This window comes from Paraburkholderia sp. LEh10 (assembly GCF_017814945.1).
Taxonomy (GTDB): Bacteria; Pseudomonadota; Gammaproteobacteria; order Burkholderiales; family Burkholderiaceae; genus Paraburkholderia.
Window position 1 is genome coordinate 1 of the sequence record NZ_JAGIPX010000103.1, and the last position, 20,634, is coordinate 20,634.

General features: G+C 56.9%; 21 protein-coding genes. 15 read left to right on the forward strand and 6 right to left on the reverse strand.

What is annotated here, in order from left to right; all coding sequences use genetic code 11:
- Positions 1–73: 73 nt before the first annotated feature.
- The 5 genes from J8I87_RS40540 (at position 74) to J8I87_RS40560 (ending at position 4,362) form a co-directional block, all read left to right on the forward strand.
- The gene (locus J8I87_RS40540; protein WP_245254536.1) at positions 74–1,759 is read left to right on the forward strand and encodes a heme lyase CcmF/NrfE family subunit; all 1,686 of its coding nucleotides are present in this window, start codon (positions 74–76) and stop codon (positions 1,757–1,759) included.
- The gene (locus J8I87_RS40545; protein ID WP_209938093.1) at positions 1,756–2,295 is read left to right on the forward strand and encodes a DsbE family thiol:disulfide interchange protein; all 540 of its coding nucleotides are present in this window, start codon (positions 1,756–1,758) and stop codon (positions 2,293–2,295) included. Before J8I87_RS40540 ends, J8I87_RS40545 begins: the two co-directional genes overlap by 4 nt.
- Entirely contained in the window at positions 2,292–2,780 is a 489-nt protein-coding gene (locus J8I87_RS40550) for a cytochrome c-type biogenesis protein CcmH (protein WP_209938094.1), read from the forward strand. The genes J8I87_RS40545 and J8I87_RS40550 overlap by 4 nt, the downstream gene beginning before the upstream one ends.
- Positions 2,777–3,598, forward strand: coding sequence for a c-type cytochrome biogenesis protein CcmI (gene ccmI, locus J8I87_RS40555; RefSeq protein ID WP_209938095.1), 822 nt, complete (start codon positions 2,777–2,779; stop codon positions 3,596–3,598). The genes J8I87_RS40550 and ccmI overlap by 4 nt, the downstream gene beginning before the upstream one ends.
- A 98-nt stretch (positions 3,599–3,696) precedes the next feature.
- Positions 3,697–4,362, forward strand: coding sequence for an IS607 family transposase (locus J8I87_RS40560; RefSeq protein ID WP_245254533.1), 666 nt, complete (start codon positions 3,697–3,699; stop codon positions 4,360–4,362).
- Positions 4,363–4,570: 208 nt separating this feature from the next.
- On the opposite strand, the gene J8I87_RS40565 is transcribed toward J8I87_RS40560, so the two are convergent.
- Together J8I87_RS40565 and J8I87_RS46530 are read right to left on the reverse strand one after the other, a co-directional pair.
- Positions 4,571–5,770: an MFS transporter gene (locus J8I87_RS40565; protein ID WP_313068173.1), complete on the reverse strand. Its 1,200-nt coding sequence runs from the start codon at positions 5,768–5,770 to the stop codon at positions 4,571–4,573.
- A 275-nt stretch (positions 5,771–6,045) separates the two neighbouring features.
- Complete coding sequence (locus J8I87_RS46530; RefSeq protein ID WP_209938096.1) at positions 6,046–6,333, reverse strand: peptide-methionine (R)-S-oxide reductase; 288 nt, start codon at positions 6,331–6,333, stop codon at positions 6,046–6,048.
- 262 nt (positions 6,334–6,595) lie between these two features.
- On the opposite strand from J8I87_RS46530, the gene J8I87_RS45375 reads away from it, so the two are divergent.
- Positions 6,596–7,264 (forward strand): hypothetical protein, encoded by a 669-nt coding sequence (locus J8I87_RS45375; RefSeq protein ID WP_245254535.1) that lies wholly within the window; start codon positions 6,596–6,598, stop codon positions 7,262–7,264.
- Positions 7,265–7,420: 156 nt separating this feature from the next.
- On the opposite strand, the gene J8I87_RS40580 is transcribed toward J8I87_RS45375, so the two are convergent.
- The 3 genes from J8I87_RS40580 to J8I87_RS40590 all read right to left on the reverse strand — a co-directional run bounded on the left by J8I87_RS40580 (position 7,421) and on the right by J8I87_RS40590 (position 9,172).
- Positions 7,421–8,038, reverse strand: coding sequence for an FMN-dependent NADH-azoreductase (locus J8I87_RS40580; protein ID WP_209938098.1), 618 nt, complete (start codon positions 8,036–8,038; stop codon positions 7,421–7,423).
- The gene (locus J8I87_RS40585; RefSeq protein ID WP_209938100.1) at positions 8,035–8,499 is read right to left on the reverse strand and encodes a GNAT family N-acetyltransferase; all 465 of its coding nucleotides are present in this window, start codon (positions 8,497–8,499) and stop codon (positions 8,035–8,037) included. Before J8I87_RS40585 ends, J8I87_RS40580 begins: the two co-directional genes overlap by 4 nt.
- 469 nt (positions 8,500–8,968) lie before the next feature.
- On the reverse strand, positions 8,969–9,172 hold the full coding sequence (locus J8I87_RS40590) for a cold-shock protein (protein WP_209938101.1): 204 nt from the start codon (positions 9,170–9,172) through the stop codon (positions 8,969–8,971).
- A gap of 795 nt (positions 9,173–9,967) precedes the next feature.
- On the opposite strand from J8I87_RS40590, the gene J8I87_RS40595 reads away from it, so the two are divergent.
- Positions 9,968–10,273, forward strand: coding sequence for a DUF2818 family protein (locus J8I87_RS40595; RefSeq protein ID WP_209938114.1), 306 nt, complete (start codon positions 9,968–9,970; stop codon positions 10,271–10,273).
- Between the two features lie 68 nt (positions 10,274–10,341).
- Here the strand turns inward: J8I87_RS40595 and J8I87_RS40600 are convergent, their stop codons facing one another.
- Entirely contained in the window at positions 10,342–12,426 is a 2,085-nt protein-coding gene (locus tag J8I87_RS40600; protein WP_209938115.1) for a cytochrome c biogenesis protein ResB, read from the reverse strand.
- A 527-nt stretch (positions 12,427–12,953) separates the two neighbouring features.
- On the opposite strand from J8I87_RS40600, the gene J8I87_RS40605 reads away from it, so the two are divergent.
- The 8 genes from J8I87_RS40605 to J8I87_RS40640 form a co-directional block, all read left to right on the forward strand.
- Entirely contained in the window at positions 12,954–13,589 is a 636-nt protein-coding gene (locus tag J8I87_RS40605) for a cytochrome P460 family protein (RefSeq protein WP_209938104.1), read from the forward strand.
- A gap of 524 nt (positions 13,590–14,113) precedes the next feature.
- On the forward strand, positions 14,114–14,320 hold the full coding sequence (locus J8I87_RS40610; protein WP_409518882.1) for a hypothetical protein: 207 nt from the start codon (positions 14,114–14,116) through the stop codon (positions 14,318–14,320).
- Positions 14,317–14,889, forward strand: coding sequence for a cytochrome C oxidase subunit II (locus J8I87_RS40615; RefSeq protein ID WP_209938105.1), 573 nt, complete (start codon positions 14,317–14,319; stop codon positions 14,887–14,889). The genes J8I87_RS40610 and J8I87_RS40615 overlap by 4 nt, the downstream gene beginning before the upstream one ends.
- Complete coding sequence (locus J8I87_RS40620; RefSeq protein WP_209938107.1) at positions 14,879–16,504, forward strand: cbb3-type cytochrome c oxidase subunit I; 1,626 nt, start codon at positions 14,879–14,881, stop codon at positions 16,502–16,504. The genes J8I87_RS40615 and J8I87_RS40620 overlap by 11 nt, the downstream gene beginning before the upstream one ends.
- A gap of 1 nt (position 16,505) precedes the next feature.
- A complete protein-coding gene (locus tag J8I87_RS40625) occupies positions 16,506–17,315 on the forward strand; it encodes a c-type cytochrome (RefSeq protein WP_209938109.1) in 810 nt (269 codons plus the stop codon).
- A gap of 138 nt (positions 17,316–17,453) precedes the next feature.
- Positions 17,454–18,425, forward strand: a complete 972-nt coding sequence (locus tag J8I87_RS40630; protein ID WP_209938111.1) for a helix-turn-helix domain-containing protein — start codon at positions 17,454–17,456, stop codon at positions 18,423–18,425.
- 882 nt (positions 18,426–19,307) lie between these two features.
- Complete coding sequence (locus J8I87_RS46150; protein ID WP_313068176.1) at positions 19,308–20,045, forward strand: transposase; 738 nt, start codon at positions 19,308–19,310, stop codon at positions 20,043–20,045.
- 471 nt (positions 20,046–20,516) lie between these two features.
- Positions 20,517–20,634 (forward strand): transposase (locus J8I87_RS40640; RefSeq protein ID WP_409518881.1); only part of this gene is annotated, 118 nt, incomplete at its 3' end.

A 20,634-nucleotide genomic window follows, 5' to 3' on the forward strand; every position in this document is an offset into this window, starting at 1 on the left:
GCCCGTCAGGCAGTCACCCTCAAAGAGGCCGCCTGAGTTGCAAAACCGTGTCCAGACAATCCGAGCCGGTACATTGCTCCTATGGGTCTTAATACTGGCGGGATGGACAACCGCGGTCTCGCTCGGTGCTCGCCAACTACCGGAGGCGATGTTGGCGCGAGTGCTGGCCGTGATGGGCATGATAAGCACTGGTTTCCTCCTGTTTCTGATCGGCACCTCCGACCCATTTGCTCGATTGCTACCCAATGTCCCGGTCGATGGCCGGGACCTCAATCCTGTGTTGCAGAACGTTGGTCTAATCGTCCATCCGCCCATACTGTACATGGGCTATGTTGGCTTCTCTGTCGCATTCGCCTTCGCCATCGCGGCCCTGCTGGACGGCAAGCTCGACGCCGCGTGGGCACGCTGGTCTCGCCCCTGGACAAACGTGGCCTGGGCGTTTCTCGGCGTGGGCATCGCCGTCGGATCATGGTGGGCTTACTCTGAGCTCGGGTGGGGCGGTTGGTGGTTCTGGGATCCCGTCGAAAACGCGTCGTTGATGCCCTGGCTAGTGGGCGCGGCTCTGATCCATTCCTTGGCAGCAACCGAGAAACGGGGCGTATTCAAGAACTGGACCGTGCTGCTGGCTATCGCCGCCTTCTCGCTCAGCTTGCTAGGCACCTTCCTGGTCCGGTCGGGCGTGTTGACCTCAGTCCACGCCTTCGCCACTGACCCGGCGCGAGGCGTATTCGTGCTCGCATTTCTGCTGGCGGTGGTGGGTGGGTCGCTTGCGTTATTTGCTCTCCGCGCGCCAGTGGTCAAGAGTCACGTCGGCTTCGGGATCTGGTCGCGTGAGACGCTGCTGCTGGTCAACAACCTGTTGCTGTCGGTGGCGGCGGCCGCGATCCTGCTTGGCACGCTCTACCCGATGGTTCTCGACGCGCTTACCGGCACGAAGCTGTCGGTCGGTCCACCTTACTTCAATGCCATGTTCGTGCCGCTGATGGCGTTGCTGATGGCGACGACCGCAGTCGGGATGCTCACCCGCTGGAAAGGGACGCCAGTGCGCTGGCTCGCACGAATGCTTATGCCTGTGCTGGCGGCCAGCCTGATACTCGCGTTGGTCGCCGCTACCTTGCAGTCCCGGTCGCGTTGGTCGGTGGCTGGAGGCGGCTTGCTGGCCGCGTGGATCGTATTCGCGGGCTTACGTGACGTGCTGGACAAAACACGTAGCAAGGGGTTGCTCAAGGGCCTGCCGACGCTCGGCCGCAGCTATTGGGGCATGCAACTGGCCCATCTGGGTTTCGCCGTATGCGCTTTGGGCGCCGTGCTGACAAGTGTCTGCAGCGTTGACCGGGATCTGCGCATGACGTCGGGCAAAGCCATCGAAGTGGGCGGCTACCACTTTGTATTCGAAGGCACGACGCAGATTAAGGGGCCGAATTATGTTGCCGATCGCGGGAGTGTACGGGTCCTTCGAGACGGGCGTGAGGTTGCCATTCTGCATCCGGAAAAACGGGTCTACCAAGTACAAAGGACTCCCATGACGGAGGCGGCAATCGAGGCAGGCCTCACCGGAGACCTGTTCGTAGCCTTGGGCGAACCGCTGGCCGACGGCGCCTGGGCGGTACGGGTGAAGATCAAACCTTTCGTTCGCTGGATCTGGCTGGGTGCGCTGCTGATGGCGTTGGGCGGGTGCATGGCGGCGGCAGACCGGCGCTATCGCGCCAGGTCGACCAGGTCAGCTCCGAATCCGCGCATTCGCGGAGCGCGAACATGAAACGGCTACCGTTGCTGTTGCCGTTGGGAGTGTTTCTCCTCATCGGGGGCCTTCTGTATCGCGGCCTGTTCCTCGATCCAACCAGCGTGCCGTCCGCGCTTATCGGAAAACCGTTCCCCGCTTTCGCGCTTTCGGCTCTCGACCAGCCGTCGCGCAGGTTGACACGCAAGGACATTACGGGAAGACCGGCGCTGGTGAACATCTGGGCGTCATGGTGCTCATCCTGCCGACAGGAGCACCCGGTGTTGATGAGACTGGCGGCTCGAGGCGTAGTCATCTACGGTGTCAATTACAAGGACGACCGCTCCGCGGCGCGGCGCTGGCTGGGTACGTCGGAGAATCCGTACTTGCTGGACATTGAGGATGCTGTTGGATCCTTAGGTGTGGACCTCGGCGTTTATGGTGCACCCGAGACGTTTGTCATCGACGCTCAAGGCGTCATCCGCGACAAGTACGTCGGGATCATCGACGAAGACGTTTGGCGGAAGAAACTCGCCCCGGTTTATACCAAGCTGTTGAAGGAGGCCGGGCCATGAAGCGACTTTTCGCCGTGATTGTCCTAGGGCTCTGCGTGCTCAGTGGCAGCTACGCCGCCATCGATCCCCGTGATTTTGCTGACGACAGCGAGCGTGAACGCTACCACGAACTGGCCGTTGAGCTGCGTTGCCCCAAGTGTCAGAACCAGAGCATCGCGGAATCGGATTCACCCATCGCCAACGATTTGCGCGGTGAGATTCATCGCATGCTACTCGAAGGCCGAAGCGACGAACAAATCATTGAATTCATGGTCGCACGCTACGGCGATTTCGTGCTGTACGGCCCGCCGCTTTCCAACCGCACGGCGCTACTGTGGCTTGGCCCTGCAGCACTGCTACTGGCTGGAGGCGCGACCGTCGCCGTTATCGCCGCAAACCGGCGTCGATCGCGCCCGGCAACAGTAAGTCCATTGTCGGACCGTGAGCAGCGTCGCTTAGCCGGTCTGCTTGGAGACGCGGACTCATCCATTGGACAAGATCCATGATCGCTTTCTGGCTCTACGCAGGACTGTTGTTTGCAGCAGCTCTAGCCTTCATCCTGGTGCCTCAGTTGCGCCACCCTCGCAGGCGCGTCGATGCCGATCGCACCCGTCTGAATGTCGGCCTCTACCACGACCGTCTGCACGAACTGCAAGAGCAGCACCGCGTTGGCGCGCTCGACGCCGCCCAGCTGGACCTCGGGCGCATGGAAGCTGCGCGTGAACTGCTGGACGACACGCGGCGTGCGGAGTATGCCGTTGATTTCCTCTTGGGCAGATCTATTCCGCTGGCAGCGGCGCTATCAACGCCGTTGTTGGCGCTGGCGCTGTATCTGCACTGGGGCTCGCTTGACCAACTTAAGCTCACGCGCCAACGCGCCGCTGCACCAAATGTCGAAAAAATAGCTATGCGCCAGGAAGCAGCGTCACTAGCTGCTACGTCGGACTCGGCCGATGGTTGGTCATCGTTGGGCCGCGCCTACATGGCACAAGGACGGATGTCCGACGCGGCCCGCGCGTTCGAGCGCGCAGCTGCTCTAGCAGGGCGGCCCCCGGAACTGCTGGGTCACTGGGCGGAGGCCGAATATTTCGCGGGTGGTCGCCAATGGACTCCCAAGTTGCAGGCACTCACCGACGAGGCTCTCGCCAGCGACCCGCGAGAGACAGTGAGCCTAAAGTTAGCAGGCATGGTTGCGTTTCAAGCCGGCCGATACAGTGACGCAGTTGGCTACTGGGAACGTCTCGCGGCCACACTGCCTGAGGGGGACTTAAGCCGTGCCACAATCGCCAAAGACATCGCTCGCGCCCGCGATTTGGCGAAGTAGTGACGATTATTAAACGGCTTGATGAGGTTGGTAGGGTTTGCAACAGTAACTGTTGAACGCGCATAAACCTGATCGCGACGTTTAAAAAAGATTGCTTCATGAGATATCACGGATATCTCATTCGACTTTTATCGATTGGCGAAACGGAACCACAGCTGGGTGTTGCGGTCGGCACGCTGCGACGCTGGCATCGGCAGGGATTGTTGTTGCCGTCCTGCCGAACCATGGGTGGGCACCGCCGATATCAGCATGACACGGTGCAGGCTGCGGGTGGTGCTGCGCCTGGCGGGACGGTTTGTTACGCGCGCGTTTCATCGCACGACCAGGCCGGGCAGCTAAAGACACAGGCCGCGCGGCTGCATAGCCATTGTGTCGGTGCCGGCTTCGCTGATATCGAAGTCATTTCGGACCTGGGCAGCGGTCTGAATTATCGCAAAAAAGGATTGCAGCGATTGCTGCATGAAATCCTTCGTGGACGCGTCGCGCGGCTTGTGCTGGTGACGAAAGACCGGCTGTTGCGCTTTGGCAGCGAACTGCTGTTCCGTATCTGCGAGTTTTTCCGCGTCGAAGTCGTGGTTCTGGATGCCACCCCGGATGCCAGTCGCGAGCAGCGACTCATCGAAGACCTTATTGAAATACTGACAGTCTTTTCGTCACGCGCTGGTGCGCCTGCAGGCGAAGCTCGCCAGAGTCGAGCCTCCGTACGCTGCATGAACGCTGCGCCAGGCGGCCACACGCGAATCTCCGCTTTTCCTTGCAGGTAGCGGTGGTGCGCGAGCAGAGGCTTGCCACCCGGGGCGGCTTGCCGCGCCGGAGTGCGACAGGCATCACTGGCTGCGGTGGCAACATCGTGCCCCTCAGCAGGGACCACCGTTATCCCTGCGACCCAAATCTGCATGTGCAGATTTGTGCACCATTAAGTTAGCGGATTGAGGCTGAGGTTGTTTCCGTGTTCGCGTCCCGAAGCAAAAGTCAGGCATTGCGCGGCACCGGCGCCTTCATGTTGAAAGCGACCAGGAGCCAGCATAGGACAAGAACCGAGCACGCATAGAATACCGCGCTCGCGCCGACGTGTTTGAGTAGCCACCCGCCTACCACGCCGCCGAGCGCAAGACCGATCGATTGGGTGGTGTTGTAGACGCCCGTTGCCGCCCCTTTGCGGTTGCCCGGCGCGAGCTTTGACACCAGCGAGGGCTGCACGGCTTCGAGAATATTGAAACCAAGGAAATACACAAACAGGAGGGTCGTCACCGCCGCTATGGTATGCGCGCGCAAGCCGAGCATAAACTGGCCAATGAGGACGAGTCCAATAGCCGAGACGACAACCGACTTCATCATGCGTCGCTTTTCGGCGGCAATGATAGCGGGCACCATCAGGACAAACGAAAGGCCCATCGCCGGCAGATAGCTCTGCCAGTGCGATGCGACAGGGAGGCCCGCGTCCGCGAGCAAGCGCGGGACGACCAGAAAGAGCGCGGTCTGAGTGGCATGCAGAACGAGTACGCCGAAGTTAAGGCGCAGCAGCTCTGTATTGCGCAGGACTTTGGCGAACGGCGCACGCACGTGCACAGGCGCGGGTGCATCTGGCACGATCCATAGCACAACGGCCACCGCAAGAATTGAGAATGTGCCGACGAGCGCGAAGAGGCCGCCCATACCTACCCAGTGGAACACGATGGGCGCGCCGACGATCGCCACGGCGAATGACATGCCGATTGACCCGCCCACCATAGCCATGGCCTTGGTGCGGTGCGCTTCGGAGGTGAGGTCGGCGATCAACGCGAGAACCGCGGAGGAAATCGCACCCATGCCCTGAATTATCCGGCCGGCGATGATCCACGTAATGTCGTGCGCGAAGCTTGCCACGAAGCTACCGATGGCAAAGATCACGAGGCCAGTGATGATCACGGGCTTTCGGCCCAACTTGTCAGAAAGCCAGCCATAGAAAATGTACAGAAGCGACTGTGTAACGCCGTAGGCACCCAGAGCGATGCCTACGAGCAGTGCGTTGTCGCCACCGGCGATGCTTTTCGCGTATACCGAAAACACGGGCATGATCATGAACAGGCCCAACATGCGCAGGGCGAAGATCGCGGCGAGCGAGAGAGTCGCGCGCAATTCCGGTGCGCTCATTCGTGCATTGGAAATCGATGATGTGGAGGAGGCGTGCATGTGGATCAATCAAAAAAGGCTGCGATGGCGTTGACTGAGGGGTGGCATCGACAGGTCGTCGGGAAACGGGCCGTCTTTCTGATGCGCTTAGCGCACGACGGTACTCGTAACCGAGCCCCGGGCCTACTGACTGTCGGATAACGCGGAACAAGATAAGAATATTCGGTTGCAGGGTCAAAATGGCAACTTTTGCACCAAAAGTCGCACTGGTGGATACTTCATCGCGCATGCTGGCGCGTAATACCTGTCTCGGGAGCTGGCATATGCAGCCCTTCCTAAGTCGTTCTGCATTCTCGTGGATCATCAAGGAAGATGTGGCCGAGATGGCTGTCACGATGTTTGTTCTCAAGTCGGTTTCTGAGCGGTCCATGCCTGTCGCGCCGCAACTCAACCTCGTTTTCTTTGACCGGGAGTTTCGCAAAGCTTGGCCACCCACGGTCGCTGTCGACCTTGTCCGGGGACGAAAAGCGTGGTTCGCTGGTATGCCAGCTTTGCTGGACTACGCGATACTGCTCACGAGTAAATCGCGCGATTACCTCAAGTGTCATCTTGTACCGGTGCATAGTGACACGCCATGCAGTATGGCGGCGAAGTTTGAAAGGTTTGGGGGCTACTCCGTTGTACTCTAAAACCTTCCGAACGGAAATGAAAACATACTTAGGTATTGAAACGATATTCTAAGGATTGCGCTACGTGAGCTTAACGACTGCGCTTTGGAGACCAAGATTCTTGTAGGGAGCTTGCGAAGCAACCTTTGTATATGACGCGAGACGATCGGGTTCTCCGGGTTCTTCGTGGTGCACTCAAGGCAACGATACAGTTTTCTTGCGCGAAATTTATGTGAAAGTTATTGCCGACTTCGGACGAGAGGAAGGGGATCCGCAGTTACTGCACCACTGCACTGAGATGGATTGCGTATCGTGCCTGTCCTGCGAATGCATTTGTATTTGCTTTAACCGCGAATCGAAAGTTTCGCCGAAACCGCTGGACGTCTGCCAACAGCCAGAGGTTGGATATTGCGGCATGAATCAGTGTAGTATTCGACCGCGACGCCTTTCTAAACCATGCTTTGTTCATGTGATGACGAGAATGACCGCATTTGCAAGAACCGCCCAGGCGGCGCGCGTGCGCCGAAGTAAAGAGGCGTTGTTACCTATCGCTCGTGCAGAAGCGGACCGTGTCAGTCTGCAGGTGCACGTCGCACTCGATGCTATGCGGCGAAAAAGCGGCAATCTCGACGCCGCGTGTACACTATGCCAGGTGATGATCGTGACTGGTCTGCTCGTCGAAGCGGGTTATGGCGATGCGACATTCAAACAAATGAAGGAAGCCGAAGGCACTTCAAGTTTTAGATACTGCGTCACTTTAACGATATCGTGCACTTTCATTCCTGCTTTCTCGAGAGCGTCGACCGTGCTTCTCCATATATTCTCACTCTGCATCTTCGATGCTTGTAGAGATCCGCTTCGAGGAAAGAAGATGCGCGTTACCTGACATCATCAGCCATCGAAGCTTGGGCCGGGTGGTAGGGCTGTTATCACTTGGTTTTATCTTCGATGAGGTGAGAGAATCGGCTTCCTAGGTCAGGAACGCCGATCAAGCCGTTGGTGTTGTAGTCATGCTACGGCGGTGCACGACGCATAAGGCGCGCTAGCTGATGATGGAGTTGACGGATGCGAAGAGTGGGTGTCGCGCGATTTCTTCGTGCGCACGCTGGAGGGCATCCGCTACGGCCTCGTTGCCATGCGTGAGGCCTTGCAGCAACACGAAATGAGTGCTCTTCAACCCGATGGACCCGAGCGCGTAACGTAGATACGGGGTGAGGAAATCGCCTTGCCACGCACGCTCGCCGCTATGAAAGCCTCCGGAACTGACGATCACAAAGGTAGGCCGGTCGCGCATCAGACCTACCTTGCCTTTGGGCGTTACGGCGAAGGTGCGATGAACCCGAAGCACATAGTCAATCCAGAGCTTCAGCGCTGCCGGAACCGTGAAATTATGCATCGGCGTATTGATGATGAGCGCGTCCGTCATTTCGATCTCACGAATGAGTTGCTCGGACACGTCGAACCGGCTTACATCAGGTTCCCGCGAAGTGATGGCTTTTGCATAGTCCTGCGTGACCGGCGGCAATGGCTGCGAGACAAGATCGCGTGTCACGAGCCTGCTATGCGCAGTCTTGCCCAGCGAGCGGATCATCTCAACGGCAAGACCATAGCCATGGCTCGTTTCCCCGTGCGGGCTCGCGTTCACGAAAAGAATCTTCATTGGCCGCAACCCGATCCGCCGTGCGCGAGTGATTCCGCGAAGTGCATACCTTTGGCGAGCAGGCCGTTGCGGAAGTAAAAGCGTTGTGCGAGCGGCATATGCAAGCCCGTGTCGAGCACGAAATGCGCGCAGCACGCTTGACGCGCAATCTCGCGGACCTTGTTGAGCAGTTCCGCTCCGATGCCGCTGCGTTGCAGTCGGGAGGTTACGACCAGATCGTCAAGATAGATGAAGCGCCCATACAGTGTATTCGTTTGCGCGCGGTAACCGGCGAGACCGAGGATTGTCCCTTCCACGTTGCAGGCGGCGAGCAGACGATAGTTCTCCTCGTGCTGACGGTGCAATTGTGCACAGAAGGCTTCAGGGTCCGTCAGATGTGGCCGCAATTCCTTCATGACGTCGAACGCGCGGATCCAATTATCGGGGGACTCTAGATGCTGGAACGTCAAGTTCGTGCCCATATCGTGTACTCCTCGTTGGATCGCGCAAATTCTATTCGTTTAATGAAAGGCACGGTAGGGACAAGAAATGATCGTTCGACCAGGTCATCTTCGATGGCTCGACCGATCCGACGACTTTGGTTGTTAGGGGGTAGACTTGAAAACATCGTCTACCGCTTTCGTCGTTGCCGCTCATCAGGGACTCTTCATACCTCGCCTCATGAACGCGCATCCGCAGCCGGGCTAGCTGGTACGGATAGGCTTTTGCGTCGCGCTTCGAATAGCAGAATCGAGGGTCGCGGTAGCTGAGATCCCAATCGGCGGCGGTCTCTTCAGCGGTAAGAGATGCGTCGGTCCCGGATGCGGGAAGTGTCATCATTGCGTCATCAATGCAGCAGTAGTTACGGTGCGGCCGATAGGTCGAAACCCGATTATCGGACCGTGAACGAGAAATTGGCCTGACGAAGGCTATCCGAATTTGGCTCCCAAATCAGGATGCCCGGATATTTGAAGCCTGCTTGCCTTTCGGACCTACACCGATCTCAAAAGAGACTTTTTGATTCTCCCGAAGAGACTTGTATCCGGTCGAACGAATCTCCGAGAAATGTGCGAAAACGTCTTCGCTCCCATCATCGGGTTTGATGAAGCCGAAACCCTTTGCATCATTGAACCACTTCACAGTACCTGTAGCCATTCGCTCTTCCTTTGAATTTGGTTATCGAGACAGTGCATTGGAATATAGGGGTGGTGAATGACTGATATGATTGTCCGCCACGACTATCACATGATAGAAGCCTATCGGCGCCTGTCACTCGAACAGCGAAAGCTTTGTACTCGCCGCTGTATGCAGCGGTCACCGTGACGATTCTATTGAGCGTCCGGGCAATACTCAAGGAACCTCTAGTATCCAAGTATAGACCCGCGTATAGCGCGTATAGAGTTGCAACTGCCCCAGATGCAGAACAGGTTCACGCACGAAGCCACCAAGGCATATCCGTCTTACGCGCCGCCTGCGACCATACTGAATCCGTCTCCTTCTCTTGAACGTCGTGTGCTCCTGGTGGGAAACGGGGCACAATGCGACTGTTCTCGACGAACCCGCGTTGCACGGCCGGCTGCAGCGCGAGCAGCGGATATACCGCCGCAGCACTTCCGGGCGGAACGCCCTGACGGCGCGGTTTCGCTAACTGCGCCCTGAAGGCAAAGCCTATGGAGCGCGGAGTGTTGAGCTTGCGCTCCTGATGAACCGCGGTAGTCCTGGTGGTCAGACGATGTGGATCGCTCTTACATCTGCGGTGTCACGCGGGGACCGCCTCGGAAGTATTATGGTATTGAATGTTTATACCAATGGAACGTTGACTAGTGCCCTGATGTTTCGTTCAATTGGAAGCTGGTAGCCTTGGGACTATTGAGCCCGTCATCCTAACCGGGATTCACGGATCTCATCATGGAGCTTCCTGTTCGTTACAAGTATACGAGGTCAATCTTAATGTCAGTCTCTGGTTGGTTCATTCTCACCTTGGCTCTTTCGATGGCCAATCTTCCTTTCGCAACAGGCAAATTCTTTGGCGTTATATCCCTTCGACATGGCAAGAGATCCTGGATTTACATAGTGGAGTTTGTTTTGGCGTACATGATTGTGGCCTCTGCGGCGTATGCATTAGAGGCGTGGGAGGGTAGGGTGTTCGACCAAGGCTGGCAATTCTACGTAATCACTGTATCGCTGCTGATCGTGTTTTCATTTCCGGGATTTGTCTGTCGTTTTCTGCTCCCCCGGACATTGCTTCGCCGATGATGTCATTGAGCGCCGGTCTTTGATTCGTAATATTCCAGCCGGACTTGTTGCCCGGCTGGTTGGAGACCTCAGCTTGTCTGAGCGCTTTTCGTGTCCAGGACCATGTGTATCGCGTCGCGCGTGCTTGCGAACTCCCTCTCGAAGTCAAGCGTTCGTCGAGCGGTGGACATTGCCAACAAGACTTCTGCGCCACCTTCTTTTGAACTCTTGATCCAAAACCAGAGACGCCGCTCGCGCACATAGAACATTGAGAAGATGCCGATCACGAGCAAAAGGCTACCGATATATACCAAGGTCTTGCCTGGTGCCCGAGTCAACTGGAATGCCGACGCCTGAACCTGCGTGAACGAGTCAAGTTGGAGGAAGATCGGCGCGCCGTAGTAGAAGCTGTCTGCCAGTGCATCGACCGAAGCCCGGATAAAGGACATATGTGACGAATCTTGTTTCATCTCAGGCTCGCCATGCTTAATGCGAGACAGCTGCCACAGATCCCACATAACACCGTTGAGCGTGCGTAGGAGGGCCATCGTCGCCTTCTCCTGTTGCACTGCGGGCATGGAGCGGTCGATCAAGCCGGCAATCGCCACGAAGCCGCCCGCTGATGCCGCGGCTGTCGTTGGGCCCTTATTTCCCTCGACGCCAGCGAAGTGGTCTAGCAGCTGAGAGACGTCGGATGCAGCAACTTTCTGAGCGTCAGTATCGGTACCCGAATACGAACGCCGTACGAATCGGGATACGGCCTGGCTCCGCATGCTCGGAGACTGCAAGGCGGCTCGAAGATTCATCCAGTCCCTTACTGAATTATGATCGTCTGCGGGGATCCGGAGAAAGCGGAATGAATCGTTGACCCCCATTCTTACGCCGGTCATAAACATCTGCTGGCCGGAGATATTTACTGGAAGCATAAAGGTTTGATATTCGTGGGCCTGCCCATTGATATCGCGAACCTTGTACTGCATCGAGGGCCCCAGATTTCGTAATCTCGTAGGTAGATTACTTTTCGCGCCTGATCCCAGTCGTGCGTCAATCTCGTTCTCGAGCGAATGTTCTTTGGGAGCGCCTCGCACACTATGGACCTCGTCCGCGTTATGAGTGTCTTCGACGTTGATCGAACGAAAATCGGTGAGCTCCACCGTCTCTCCACTTTCTCCGGCGGTCGGAAGGTGAATATGCGTAACACCCCCGATTACGCCCTGAAGCTGCTCCGTGAATTCTGCCCTGCCGGCCATCGGCCACACGGTCATCGCGACCTTCGAGCCTCCATCCTGGAAGCTCGACTGATAAATTGAAATACCGTCGTAGGTGAACGGCTTGTTTACTTGGACGCGCGCCTGAACGCGCTGGCCAGACTTATGGTCCGTCACTACGATATCACTGGCGAAAAGCTTGGGCATACCCGTTGAATAGTAATCAACCACGAACTTCTTCAACTGAATTGAAAACGGCAAGTCCTGTATTAATGAACCGTCCCGACGACTAAGTACGACCGAGCTAGTCTGCTGACTTTCGGGTACGAGAGCAAACCCGCGGAACGTCGGATTTGAAGGGGATAGTCGGTGACTTGGAGAAACTGCGTCTACGTCGGAATCCAACTCGGTCGCTGTCTTGCCGGAGACCCACATCTGCAGTTCGATAGGCAGATTGCTGTCCAGCAGGCCGCCCACGCAGATGACCACGATCGCCAAATGGGCCGAAATGTAGCCCAGCTTTGTAAGGGCACCACGTTTACCTGCGATCAGGATCTCTCCCGTACCGGTATCACGGGTGATTAGCTTATAGCCCAACTGGCGTCCGAGGCGCATCAAGAGTTCGGCCGTCTCGACGCCACTTAGGGCAGTTGCGCGGAACTCACTCTTATGGCGGAATGCGCGTAGGCTTCCTTCACGGACGCGGTCCTTCCAGCTGCGTGCGTCCCGGACCATTTTTGGGGCGTTCTCAATTACACATAGTGAGACCGAGGTCACAAGAAAGACCAGGATCAACATGAACCACCTGGAACCGTAGACGTTGTACAAATCGAGGCCGCTGAAAATGTCAGCCCAGAATGGACCGAACTGGTTCACGTAATTGACGTACGTATCCTCCTGTGTGAGGACAGTACCGATGATGCTTGCAATCGCCAGTATCACCAGCAAAGCGATGGCAAAGCGCATCGATCTAAGGAGATCGATGGCGTGCTTGAGTTCGTATGGATTTCCACGAACTCTGAAGCTAATCTGGCCTTTGGCCGTCGGACGCTCGCTCAAGGGCACTCCAGATAATGGTGATCAAGACGGTGTGAGGGATCTCAAGACGGTGTGAGGGATCGGTATTTGCGTCACACGGACTGTCTCAGTGCTTTGCAGCACAAGGAAAACCAATCCTCCATTCTGATTTCTACACGACTTTGTGGTGAGAACAAAGGCTAGCTGACTATACATGCGTATATGTAACGATCTCGCGGTTCCGCTCAGTTGGTCGGCGATGTTTTCCATCGGCAAAGCGGGCTGAAACACGTTCGCAATTCGCTCGCCTGCATCACCAACATCCCGCAACCATAAGGGCATGATTCATATACCTGTGGATCGTTGATTGATGAACCTCAAAAGTATCTAATTCTGTAGCCGACACAGGCTACGGACTGGGACGTCGCAAAGCGTACTAGATTCCGGTTATCTCGTTCACGTATAGGAGAATCTGCATGTTGAAGCGACTCTCAGTCATTGGTGCAGTATTGATCGCGTGCACATCGTTTAGCACCGGCGCTTGGGCTGATTCGGATGGGCAAGACCTTCCCACGGTAAAGCGGCAGCTACCGCAATACACTGCAGATGGTCAGCTACTACTTCCAAAGAACTTTCATCAATGGATCTACGTCGGGAGTCCGTTGACGCCGAACGCCCTTAACGGAGGGAAGGCGAACTTCCCGGAGTACCACAACGTCTACATTGAGCCGGGTTCGTACGCAATCTACAAGAAAACCGGCGAATTCCCCGAGGGCACCATCTTCGTCAAAGAGCTTCAGCTGACGACGCCGCAACAGTTCCCAGACGGCTCAAGGAATGAGCCGTCCGGTCGAGGTCTGTTCCCTGGAAAGTTCAACGGAGCCGATGTCACGGTGAAGGATTCGAAGCGGTTCGCTGCGACCGATGGTTGGGGATACTTCAACTTTAACCACTTTGAACCAAAGGCAAAGATGGCGAAAGTCAAGGCGAAAGAGGAGTGCGCATATTGCCATATCGCCAGCGCGAAGAAGGACGACGTGTGGACGCAGTTTTATCGACTGCTCGACGATGATGGGCACCTGAACCCCAACTACAAGCCTGAGGCTCAGTAAGATAGTGCGCCGCGGTTATAGCTGCTAGGAAGAGCTGTCGGGATATCCGCTGAGACTGCACAGCCATGCCATTCAACCAGTGTCATTCGGCTTGAATAACTCGGCGAAGCAGGTGCGTGTGCTTGTATCTCAGGCGGATGCAATGTCAGGTCGGGTCGTTAGCGTGCTGTAACTCGGCGGCGCATGAAATAAGCTGAAGCGGCGATAGTCTATTTTCGTTCTGCGAACTGGCAATGGTGCGCGGTTACTGTTACTCAACGTGAATCCGTGCCTTTCTTGCAGCGGCGAAGCCAGGCCGCGACGGTAAAACAGTGTGTCGCGGCCTGGCACACAGGTTTGGCGCAGTCGTGATATCGCTTTTTCGATAGCCGGAAGTTCGCAGGCGGAATGCTTCGTGATTGTTTGCTCGAAATGGGACGCCGGTATCCAGAAAGCTTGTTCTCGCGGCCATATCAGGAATCTTCCCGCGCATACAGAGGAAGATTCGGCGTCGACCAATGTCACGGAGCCATACAGAGCTCAGCGTGCTGGACATTTTCAAACCTGTCCTGAATTGTCACGGGGACCACCAAGTGAACCCAAAAGAAGACGAGGATCAAGCCATTGAACGCATCGTTCTCGATGGGCCGAAGGGCGCGATTGTTCTAGCAGGTACTGCGACAGCCATCGTGATCCTCATATGGATCGTGTTTTATTTACTCGTTTTCCTTCCGCGCGGCGTTATCCAATGAGTGATCAGATCAGGGAAAATCAGTCAGTCAGTATCGTCCATAAAATCGAACGAAGGTGGGCGGTCTTGATGTCGGCAATCATGCTCGTCCTGATGCTGACGGTCGTCTTCACGGGATTGCATTGGGCGATGATGCCGCCGTCCAGAGTAGAAACGATACGCATAGCATCCTTGGAAACAAATAGCGAGTTTTCGGAAAGCAACCTGGGAAGTGCGGCGTCAAAAGACGGATCTGTTATCGTCCGGGTACTGGCGCAGCAGTACTCGTTCACGCCTCAGTGCATCCTGCTTCCAGCGAACACGCCCGTTACTTTCAGAGCGACCAGCGCTGATGCAATCCACGGCATGCTGGTAACGGGAACAAACATCAATTCAATGATCGAACCGGGCTACATATCCACGTTTAAAACCGTGTTTCCGCAGCCAGCCGAGCATCTAATGCCTTGTCATGAATATTGCGGGACGGGTCATCAGGCGATGTGGGCGCGCGTCAAAGTTATAGAGCGCGCTGCGTTTTTCGAAATGCTTAAGCGAAAAGGTGCGAACGGGAGGGTGGACTGTGTTAATTAACAAGCGGCTTGTGCTTATGCATTTCTGGCTCGCTTTCGCGAGTTTCGCTGTTGCCCTGGCGTTGGGCGCCTGGCAGATGTATGTGAGAAGTCCGCTGCATCCGTGGATGAAAGATCCTGAGATATATTATCGATCCGTCTCGGCGCACGGCTCAACTATGGCGTACGTCTTCCCGACTCTCGTTGCAATGGCCCTCGGATATGCGGTCATTGAGCTCTCGCTTAAGCGCGCAATTGTGGGAGTGAAGTTGGCGTGGGCAGGCTTCGGCGCCGTTGCATTGGGCTTTATGCTGGCCGTTGTCGCAATAGGGAGAGGTACCGCGTCAGTTCTCTACACGTTTTACCCGCCGATGATCGGCAGCTCGATCTATTATATAGGGGTCGTTTTGATCGTGGTTGGGTCATGGGTTTGGGTTGCGCTGATGGGCGTAAACCTCGCCATATGGAAGCGCGATAATCCAGGGGTACCCGTTCCGCTTCCTATGTTTGCCTGTGTCGCGAGTGCATATCTGTGGGGATGGACGGCCGTTGGCGCGGCAATTGAAATCATTTTTCAGATTATTCCGGTATCGCTGGGATGGAAACACAATATTGATGCCGGTCTCGCACGTGTTTTCTATTCCTGGACGCTTCATGCAATTGTGTACTTCTGGCTGATGCCGGCCTACATTGCGTATTACACAATCGTTCCGCGCGCGATCGGCGGGAGGCTTTATAGCGATTTGATGGCGCGGCTATCCTTCGTAATGTTTCTGGTCGTATCAATGCCGATCGGCATACACCATCTGTTCGCCGACCCGCAGGTAGGTTCGGGGTTCAAATTCATGCATTCGGTGTTCACAGCTTTGGTCGCGATTCCTACTTTGCTGACGGTGTTCACAATCTGTGCGTCGGTCGAGATTGCCGGGCGGCTACGGGGCGGGAAGGGCATCATGGGTTGGTTAAAGGCTCTTCCATGGGGTAATCCCATGATGCTTGCCATCACTTTTTCGTTTGTGATGCTCGGTTTTGGAGGAGCAGGCGGACTCATCAACATGAGTTACCAGTTAGATTCGACTATACATAATACTCAATGGGTGACGGGACACTTTCACCTCATCTTCGCCGGAGCTGTCGTGATCATGTACTTCGTGATCGCTTACGACCTGTGGCCTCAGATTACGGGTCGTGCGATTACAGACACGCGACTGATCCGCATTCAGCTTTGGCTCTGGTTCATCGGAATCATGGTATTAACGATACCGTGGCATTTGGTAGGGGTCCTGGGAATGCCGCGGAGAATGGCATACTTCGACTACTCGAATGGCGACATTTCCTCCCAGGCGCTGCCTGTGATCGTGTCGGTGATTGGCGGAGTCGTCTGTCTGTTGGCCGGTCTTCTCTTTATCTTCATTCTGGTTCGTGCTCACCGCTCGACGGTTGATATTGTTGAGGATTACACCTTTAGTGTGCCTATTCATCGAACTGAGAATGTGCCATCTGCGCTGAATGGTTTTCGGCTTTGGCTCGTCTTGATGATCGGTCTTACATTGTTTAACTACGGATATCCGATTGCGTCGTTGATTGCCCGCCCAGACACCGCCGTGCCTGGAATCCCGATCGGTCTGGGGCATTGACATGGACGCGAAGCCAGTGTTTTCGCTGACAAACCGATGGTTGGTAGGCAGCGTCTGCGGAACCGTCGCCGTCGCGGTCATCGCAGCAGCGATAGGGTTCGTCCTCCTGCCGTCGGTGCAGGACGGGCATCAGTTTCGAGGCATATGGAACGCGATCTGTAGTGCGGCAGGAGTACCCCGCCATTGGGCGCAGAACGAATCGATCGTCTATCCTGCTGACGGCGCGGTAAGTGCGGTTACTATAACGCCGCAGACACTTGCTCGTGCCGACCCCGACGCGGCGCAGCGCGGCGGCGTGCTCGCAAATCGATGCGTCGGCTGTCACAATGCATCTCAAGTCGTCGCGCCGCTTCTTGCCGGGCAAGACGCTGCATTCGTCTATAAGCAGCTTTCCGATTTCCAAAATGGTGCGCGAACCAATGTAATAATGACCTCGATGGTCAAAGGACTATCCGAGAGAGACCTGCGTGACCTCGCGCAGTACTTTGCTTCATCGGGGCGGTTGACAAGTGGCGTTGCGACGGTCAGCGAGCCGCCCATTGTTGCGCAAGGAAACCCCACTAAGAACGTCGTCTCCTGCGCTGTGTGTCACGGAGGCGTTGATCACAAGGCCGGAGCACCATTTTTGCAGGGTCTGTCAGCATCCTATCTAGGTGCCCAACTAAATGCCTTCGCGGCGGGTCAACGACACAATGATGCTGGTGGGCAAATGCGAAACATCGCGCGGAATCTGACAGAAACAGAGATAAAGGACGCGGCGGCATACTACAGCGGGTCTAAGGATACGGGGACACGAATGGCTCAGCCCTGACGCCATCTGCACGGGTCTTGACTTCGTTCTTTCCGTTCGCGGGTAGGACGAAGCCAGTTCCCGTGAGTGCCGGAACAGCCAGTTCATAGTAGACTTGGAGATGTTTTTTGTAGTCTCGACCTGGTCTCGGATTCGTCCATGAATAACGCGCAGCTCCCTGAGCTTCCCGTCTTGGAACGCTTTCTTGCCGCTCTGGATATTGGCGTGGCGAATTTCACTCTCTGTGACGTTCGCGATGGCTGGAGCACGCGGTTCGAGGCCTGCCGAACGGCGAGTCTGCATTACTGTATGGACGGAAGCGGTGCTTTGATAACCCAACATGGCGAGAGAGTATCGCTCAGCGCGCATAGTTTCGTACTTCTGCCTCCTGGTATCGCTTATAAGATCGAGAGTGGCAAATCGTGCACAACGCACGAAACGAATCGCGCGCGTGTAACTGAGTGGCCTTGGCACGAGACGGTTCCCACTGTCCAGGTTGGTGGTGGGAACAAAGGTATTTCGACTGCATGTGGCGAACTGCGTCTCGACACGACTTCAGGCAGCGACCCGTTCAAGACGTTGCGAAATCCACTTGTAGCTCAGTTCGACGGTAAGTCGGGATTGAAAGATCAGTTTGTTCTGTTGCTCGCGGAATCCGCGCGTCCTGGGCTTGGCTCACGTACTCTGGTCGAAGCGCTGCTAAAGCAATGCTTGGTCCTTGTGCTTCGGCGACAGATAGACAGTGGCGGCGCGGACCTTCCGTGGGCAGCCGGCGTTGCTGACAGGCGCCTTGCCAGTGCGCTAGAAGCAATTCTCGAACGATCCGCATCTTCTTTGTCAGTCGAGCGTCTTGCCGACATCGCCGGAATGAGCCGCTCGGCCTTCGCCGCGCAATTCATGAAAGCGTTTGGTCAGTCGCCAATGGCCATGCTGAAGATCGTGCGCTTAAAGAAGGCCGCGGAATTGCTCGCTACCACCAACTATCCGGTAGCCGAAGTGGCGAAAATGGTAGGTTTTTCGAGTCGAAGTAACTTCTCATTGGCGTTTAATGCGTTGCATGGCTTGGACCCCAGCGCTTTCCGGCGTCGCCTCACATCTGTGCGTGGGCGCCTAACTCAGAAGACTCCGTAGCAGGCGGACACGGTCAGCCCCTTATCGTCGCGATGGCTAACTAAGCGGTGGAGGCAACGGAAGGCGAGAGCAATATAGGTTCCGGGGGTCATCCTAATGATTTAAAATCCGCCCCCCCACGCTATCGTTATCGCCACACGCTTTCCCGCGTGGCATCCACGTGGTGGGGATCGTTCCGACGCTGGCGTTGTCATTCGGGTTGCACTTCTTTTTTGGGCGCGGGGCGGGCGTTTGCCGGTCGGCTATGGGGCATTACAACTGGTGGGTGCGCTTTTGTCGATCATGGTGAGTCGTCCCTCTTTTCAACATCGATGGTTAACCGGTTCGACGGCTATACCGTGTCGAGAGACCAGTTCGGCGTGCAGCGGACTACGCTTGGCCCTAGATGCTATGTGGGAGGGCAGCGGCAGTAAGCCCGACCGGAGTAAAACGGAAGTTCCACACCCGTTTTCTCCGAAGGAGCACGCAAATGGATGCGCCTGACACAGCCCTCGGTGGGCAGAATACGACGGCAGGTGGCCGCCTGTACATGGCTTTTGAACTGGGCGAGAAGAGCTGGAAGCTCTCACTGGGTGATGGCCGGCGCCCGCCCGGCCGCTGTACGGTCGCCGCAGGCGATACCACGGCAGTCCTCACCGCGATCGCCAACGCCAGGGCGCGCTGCCATCTCGGCGCCGACGCACCCGTCTACAGCTGTTATGAAGCCGGCCGCGACGGCTTCTGGCTGCACCGCTGGCTGACCGAACAGGGCATCGTCAATCTCGTGGTGGATTCGGCCAGTATCGAGGTGAACCGCCGTGCACGCCGCGCCAAGACAGACCGGCTTGACAGCGACAAGCTGCTGTCGATGCTCATGCGCTATTACGCGGGCGAGTGGCGCGTGTGGGCAGTGGCACGCATTCCACGCCCGAGCAGGAGGACGACCGGCGCCTGCACCGCGAGCTCGAGCGCCTGCGGAAAGAGCATGCCGCGCACACAAACCGGATCCGTTCCCTGCTGGTACTGCACAACCTTCGGGTCAGGTATGTCGGCGGTCGTATCTGGACACACTGGTGGACCCGTCAGCGCGAGCTGCTCGCGCCAGGTCTGCGCGCCGAGCTTGAGCGCGAATATGAGCGGCTCGCGCTGGTCCGTCAGCAGATCCGCCTGCTCGAAGTGCAGCAGGACCGGCAGGTGCGTAGCGGCGCACATCCCGGCATGGCGCTGCTCGCACAGCTCGCGGGCATCGGTGCCGGCAGCGCGTGCACACTCGTCAGGGAACTGTTCGGCTGGCGACAGTTTCGCAACCGCCGCGAACTCGCCGGCTGCCTGGGCCTCACGCCCACCCCATACGCCAGCGGCACCAGCGAGGTTGAACTCGGTATCAGCAAGGCGGGCAACTGGCGATGCCGCTGGCTGATGGTGGAACTCGCCTGGAGCTGGCTGCGCCTGCAGCCCGGCAGCCAGCTCAGCCGCTGGTTCAACCAGCGCTTGCCGGCGCCGGCAAGCGGCTGCGGCGTATCGGTATCGTCCGCGCTCGCACGCCGTCTGGCGATCGCGCTGTGGCGCTATCTCGAACACGGCGAGATCCCTGCTGGGGCCATACTCAAGTCGCGTGACGTCAACAACGCAAGGGCCTGAATGAACATCAGATGTAGCGACATCATGTAAAGGTCAACGCGCCCGGAACACGGTCGGGCTGCCCACTACGGGTGGCCGTTTCCCTAGATGGGGTGCGTCGGTAACAGGGCAGCCCCAGCGCTTCGCGCATGCGGCGTGAGGTGACCGGCCTGCCAGGCCGGCACGGATAGAAGGTCGACCCGGCACTGACCGGTCAACAGACACCCTGACCTGAATGACATTGACACGCCAGGCTGCAGCAACGTGTACGTGAAGCGTCGGTCCCCGTGCTTTACAGTGCTTTACGGAGCGGTCTCTACGGCCAGCCTGCGCCTGGTCATGGATGGTGACCGCGCAGGCTGGCCGTAGAGACAGGACAAGGAGATTTACTTCGCATAACAGATTTGTTTTTGTCTTCAACATGGCTTGACTTTCGGCTCCCCATAGAAGACCGTGTTAGGAATTTTTTGTCGAACCTGGTACCCTGGAGGAATGACAAGAGAAAAACGCAAACCCTACCCGACAGACGTGTCCGACGAAGAGTGGAGCTTCGCGGCGCCGTATCTGACGCTGATGGATGAAGCAGCACCGCAGCGCAAGTACGAACTGC

Excerpts from the sequence above, each read along its gene's own strand:
- J8I87_RS40545 (WP_209938093.1), top strand. The coding sequence starts at position 1,756 with ATGAAACGGCTACCGTTGCTGTTGCCGTTGGGAGTGTTTCTCCTCATC.
- J8I87_RS40550 (WP_209938094.1), top strand. The coding sequence starts at position 2,292 with ATGAAGCGACTTTTCGCCGTGATTGTCCTAGGGCTCTGCGTGCTCAGT.
- ccmI (WP_209938095.1), top strand. The coding sequence starts at position 2,777 with ATGATCGCTTTCTGGCTCTACGCAGGACTGTTGTTTGCAGCAGCTCTA.
- J8I87_RS40560 (WP_245254533.1), top strand. The coding sequence starts at position 3,697 with ATGAGATATCACGGATATCTCATTCGACTTTTATCGATTGGCGAAACG.
- J8I87_RS40565 (WP_313068173.1), bottom strand. The coding sequence starts at position 5,770 with ATGCACGCCTCCTCCACATCATCGATTTCCAATGCACGAATGAGCGCA.
- J8I87_RS46530 (WP_209938096.1), bottom strand. The coding sequence starts at position 6,333 with ATGCACCGGTACAAGATGACACTTGAGGTAATCGCGCGATTTACTCGT.
- J8I87_RS40580 (WP_209938098.1), bottom strand. The coding sequence starts at position 8,038 with ATGAAGATTCTTTTCGTGAACGCGAGCCCGCACGGGGAAACGAGCCAT.
- J8I87_RS40585 (WP_209938100.1), bottom strand. The coding sequence starts at position 8,499 with ATGGGCACGAACTTGACGTTCCAGCATCTAGAGTCCCCCGATAATTGG.
- J8I87_RS40590 (WP_209938101.1), bottom strand. The coding sequence starts at position 9,172 with ATGGCTACAGGTACTGTGAAGTGGTTCAATGATGCAAAGGGTTTCGGC.
- J8I87_RS40595 (WP_209938114.1), top strand. The coding sequence starts at position 9,968 with ATGTCAGTCTCTGGTTGGTTCATTCTCACCTTGGCTCTTTCGATGGCC.
- J8I87_RS40600 (WP_209938115.1), bottom strand. The coding sequence starts at position 12,426 with ATGCGCTTTGCCATCGCTTTGCTGGTGATACTGGCGATTGCAAGCATC.
- J8I87_RS40605 (WP_209938104.1), top strand. The coding sequence starts at position 12,954 with ATGTTGAAGCGACTCTCAGTCATTGGTGCAGTATTGATCGCGTGCACA.
- J8I87_RS40615 (WP_209938105.1), top strand. The coding sequence starts at position 14,317 with ATGAGTGATCAGATCAGGGAAAATCAGTCAGTCAGTATCGTCCATAAA.
- J8I87_RS40625 (WP_209938109.1), top strand. The coding sequence starts at position 16,506 with ATGGACGCGAAGCCAGTGTTTTCGCTGACAAACCGATGGTTGGTAGGC.
- J8I87_RS40630 (WP_209938111.1), top strand. The coding sequence starts at position 17,454 with ATGAATAACGCGCAGCTCCCTGAGCTTCCCGTCTTGGAACGCTTTCTT.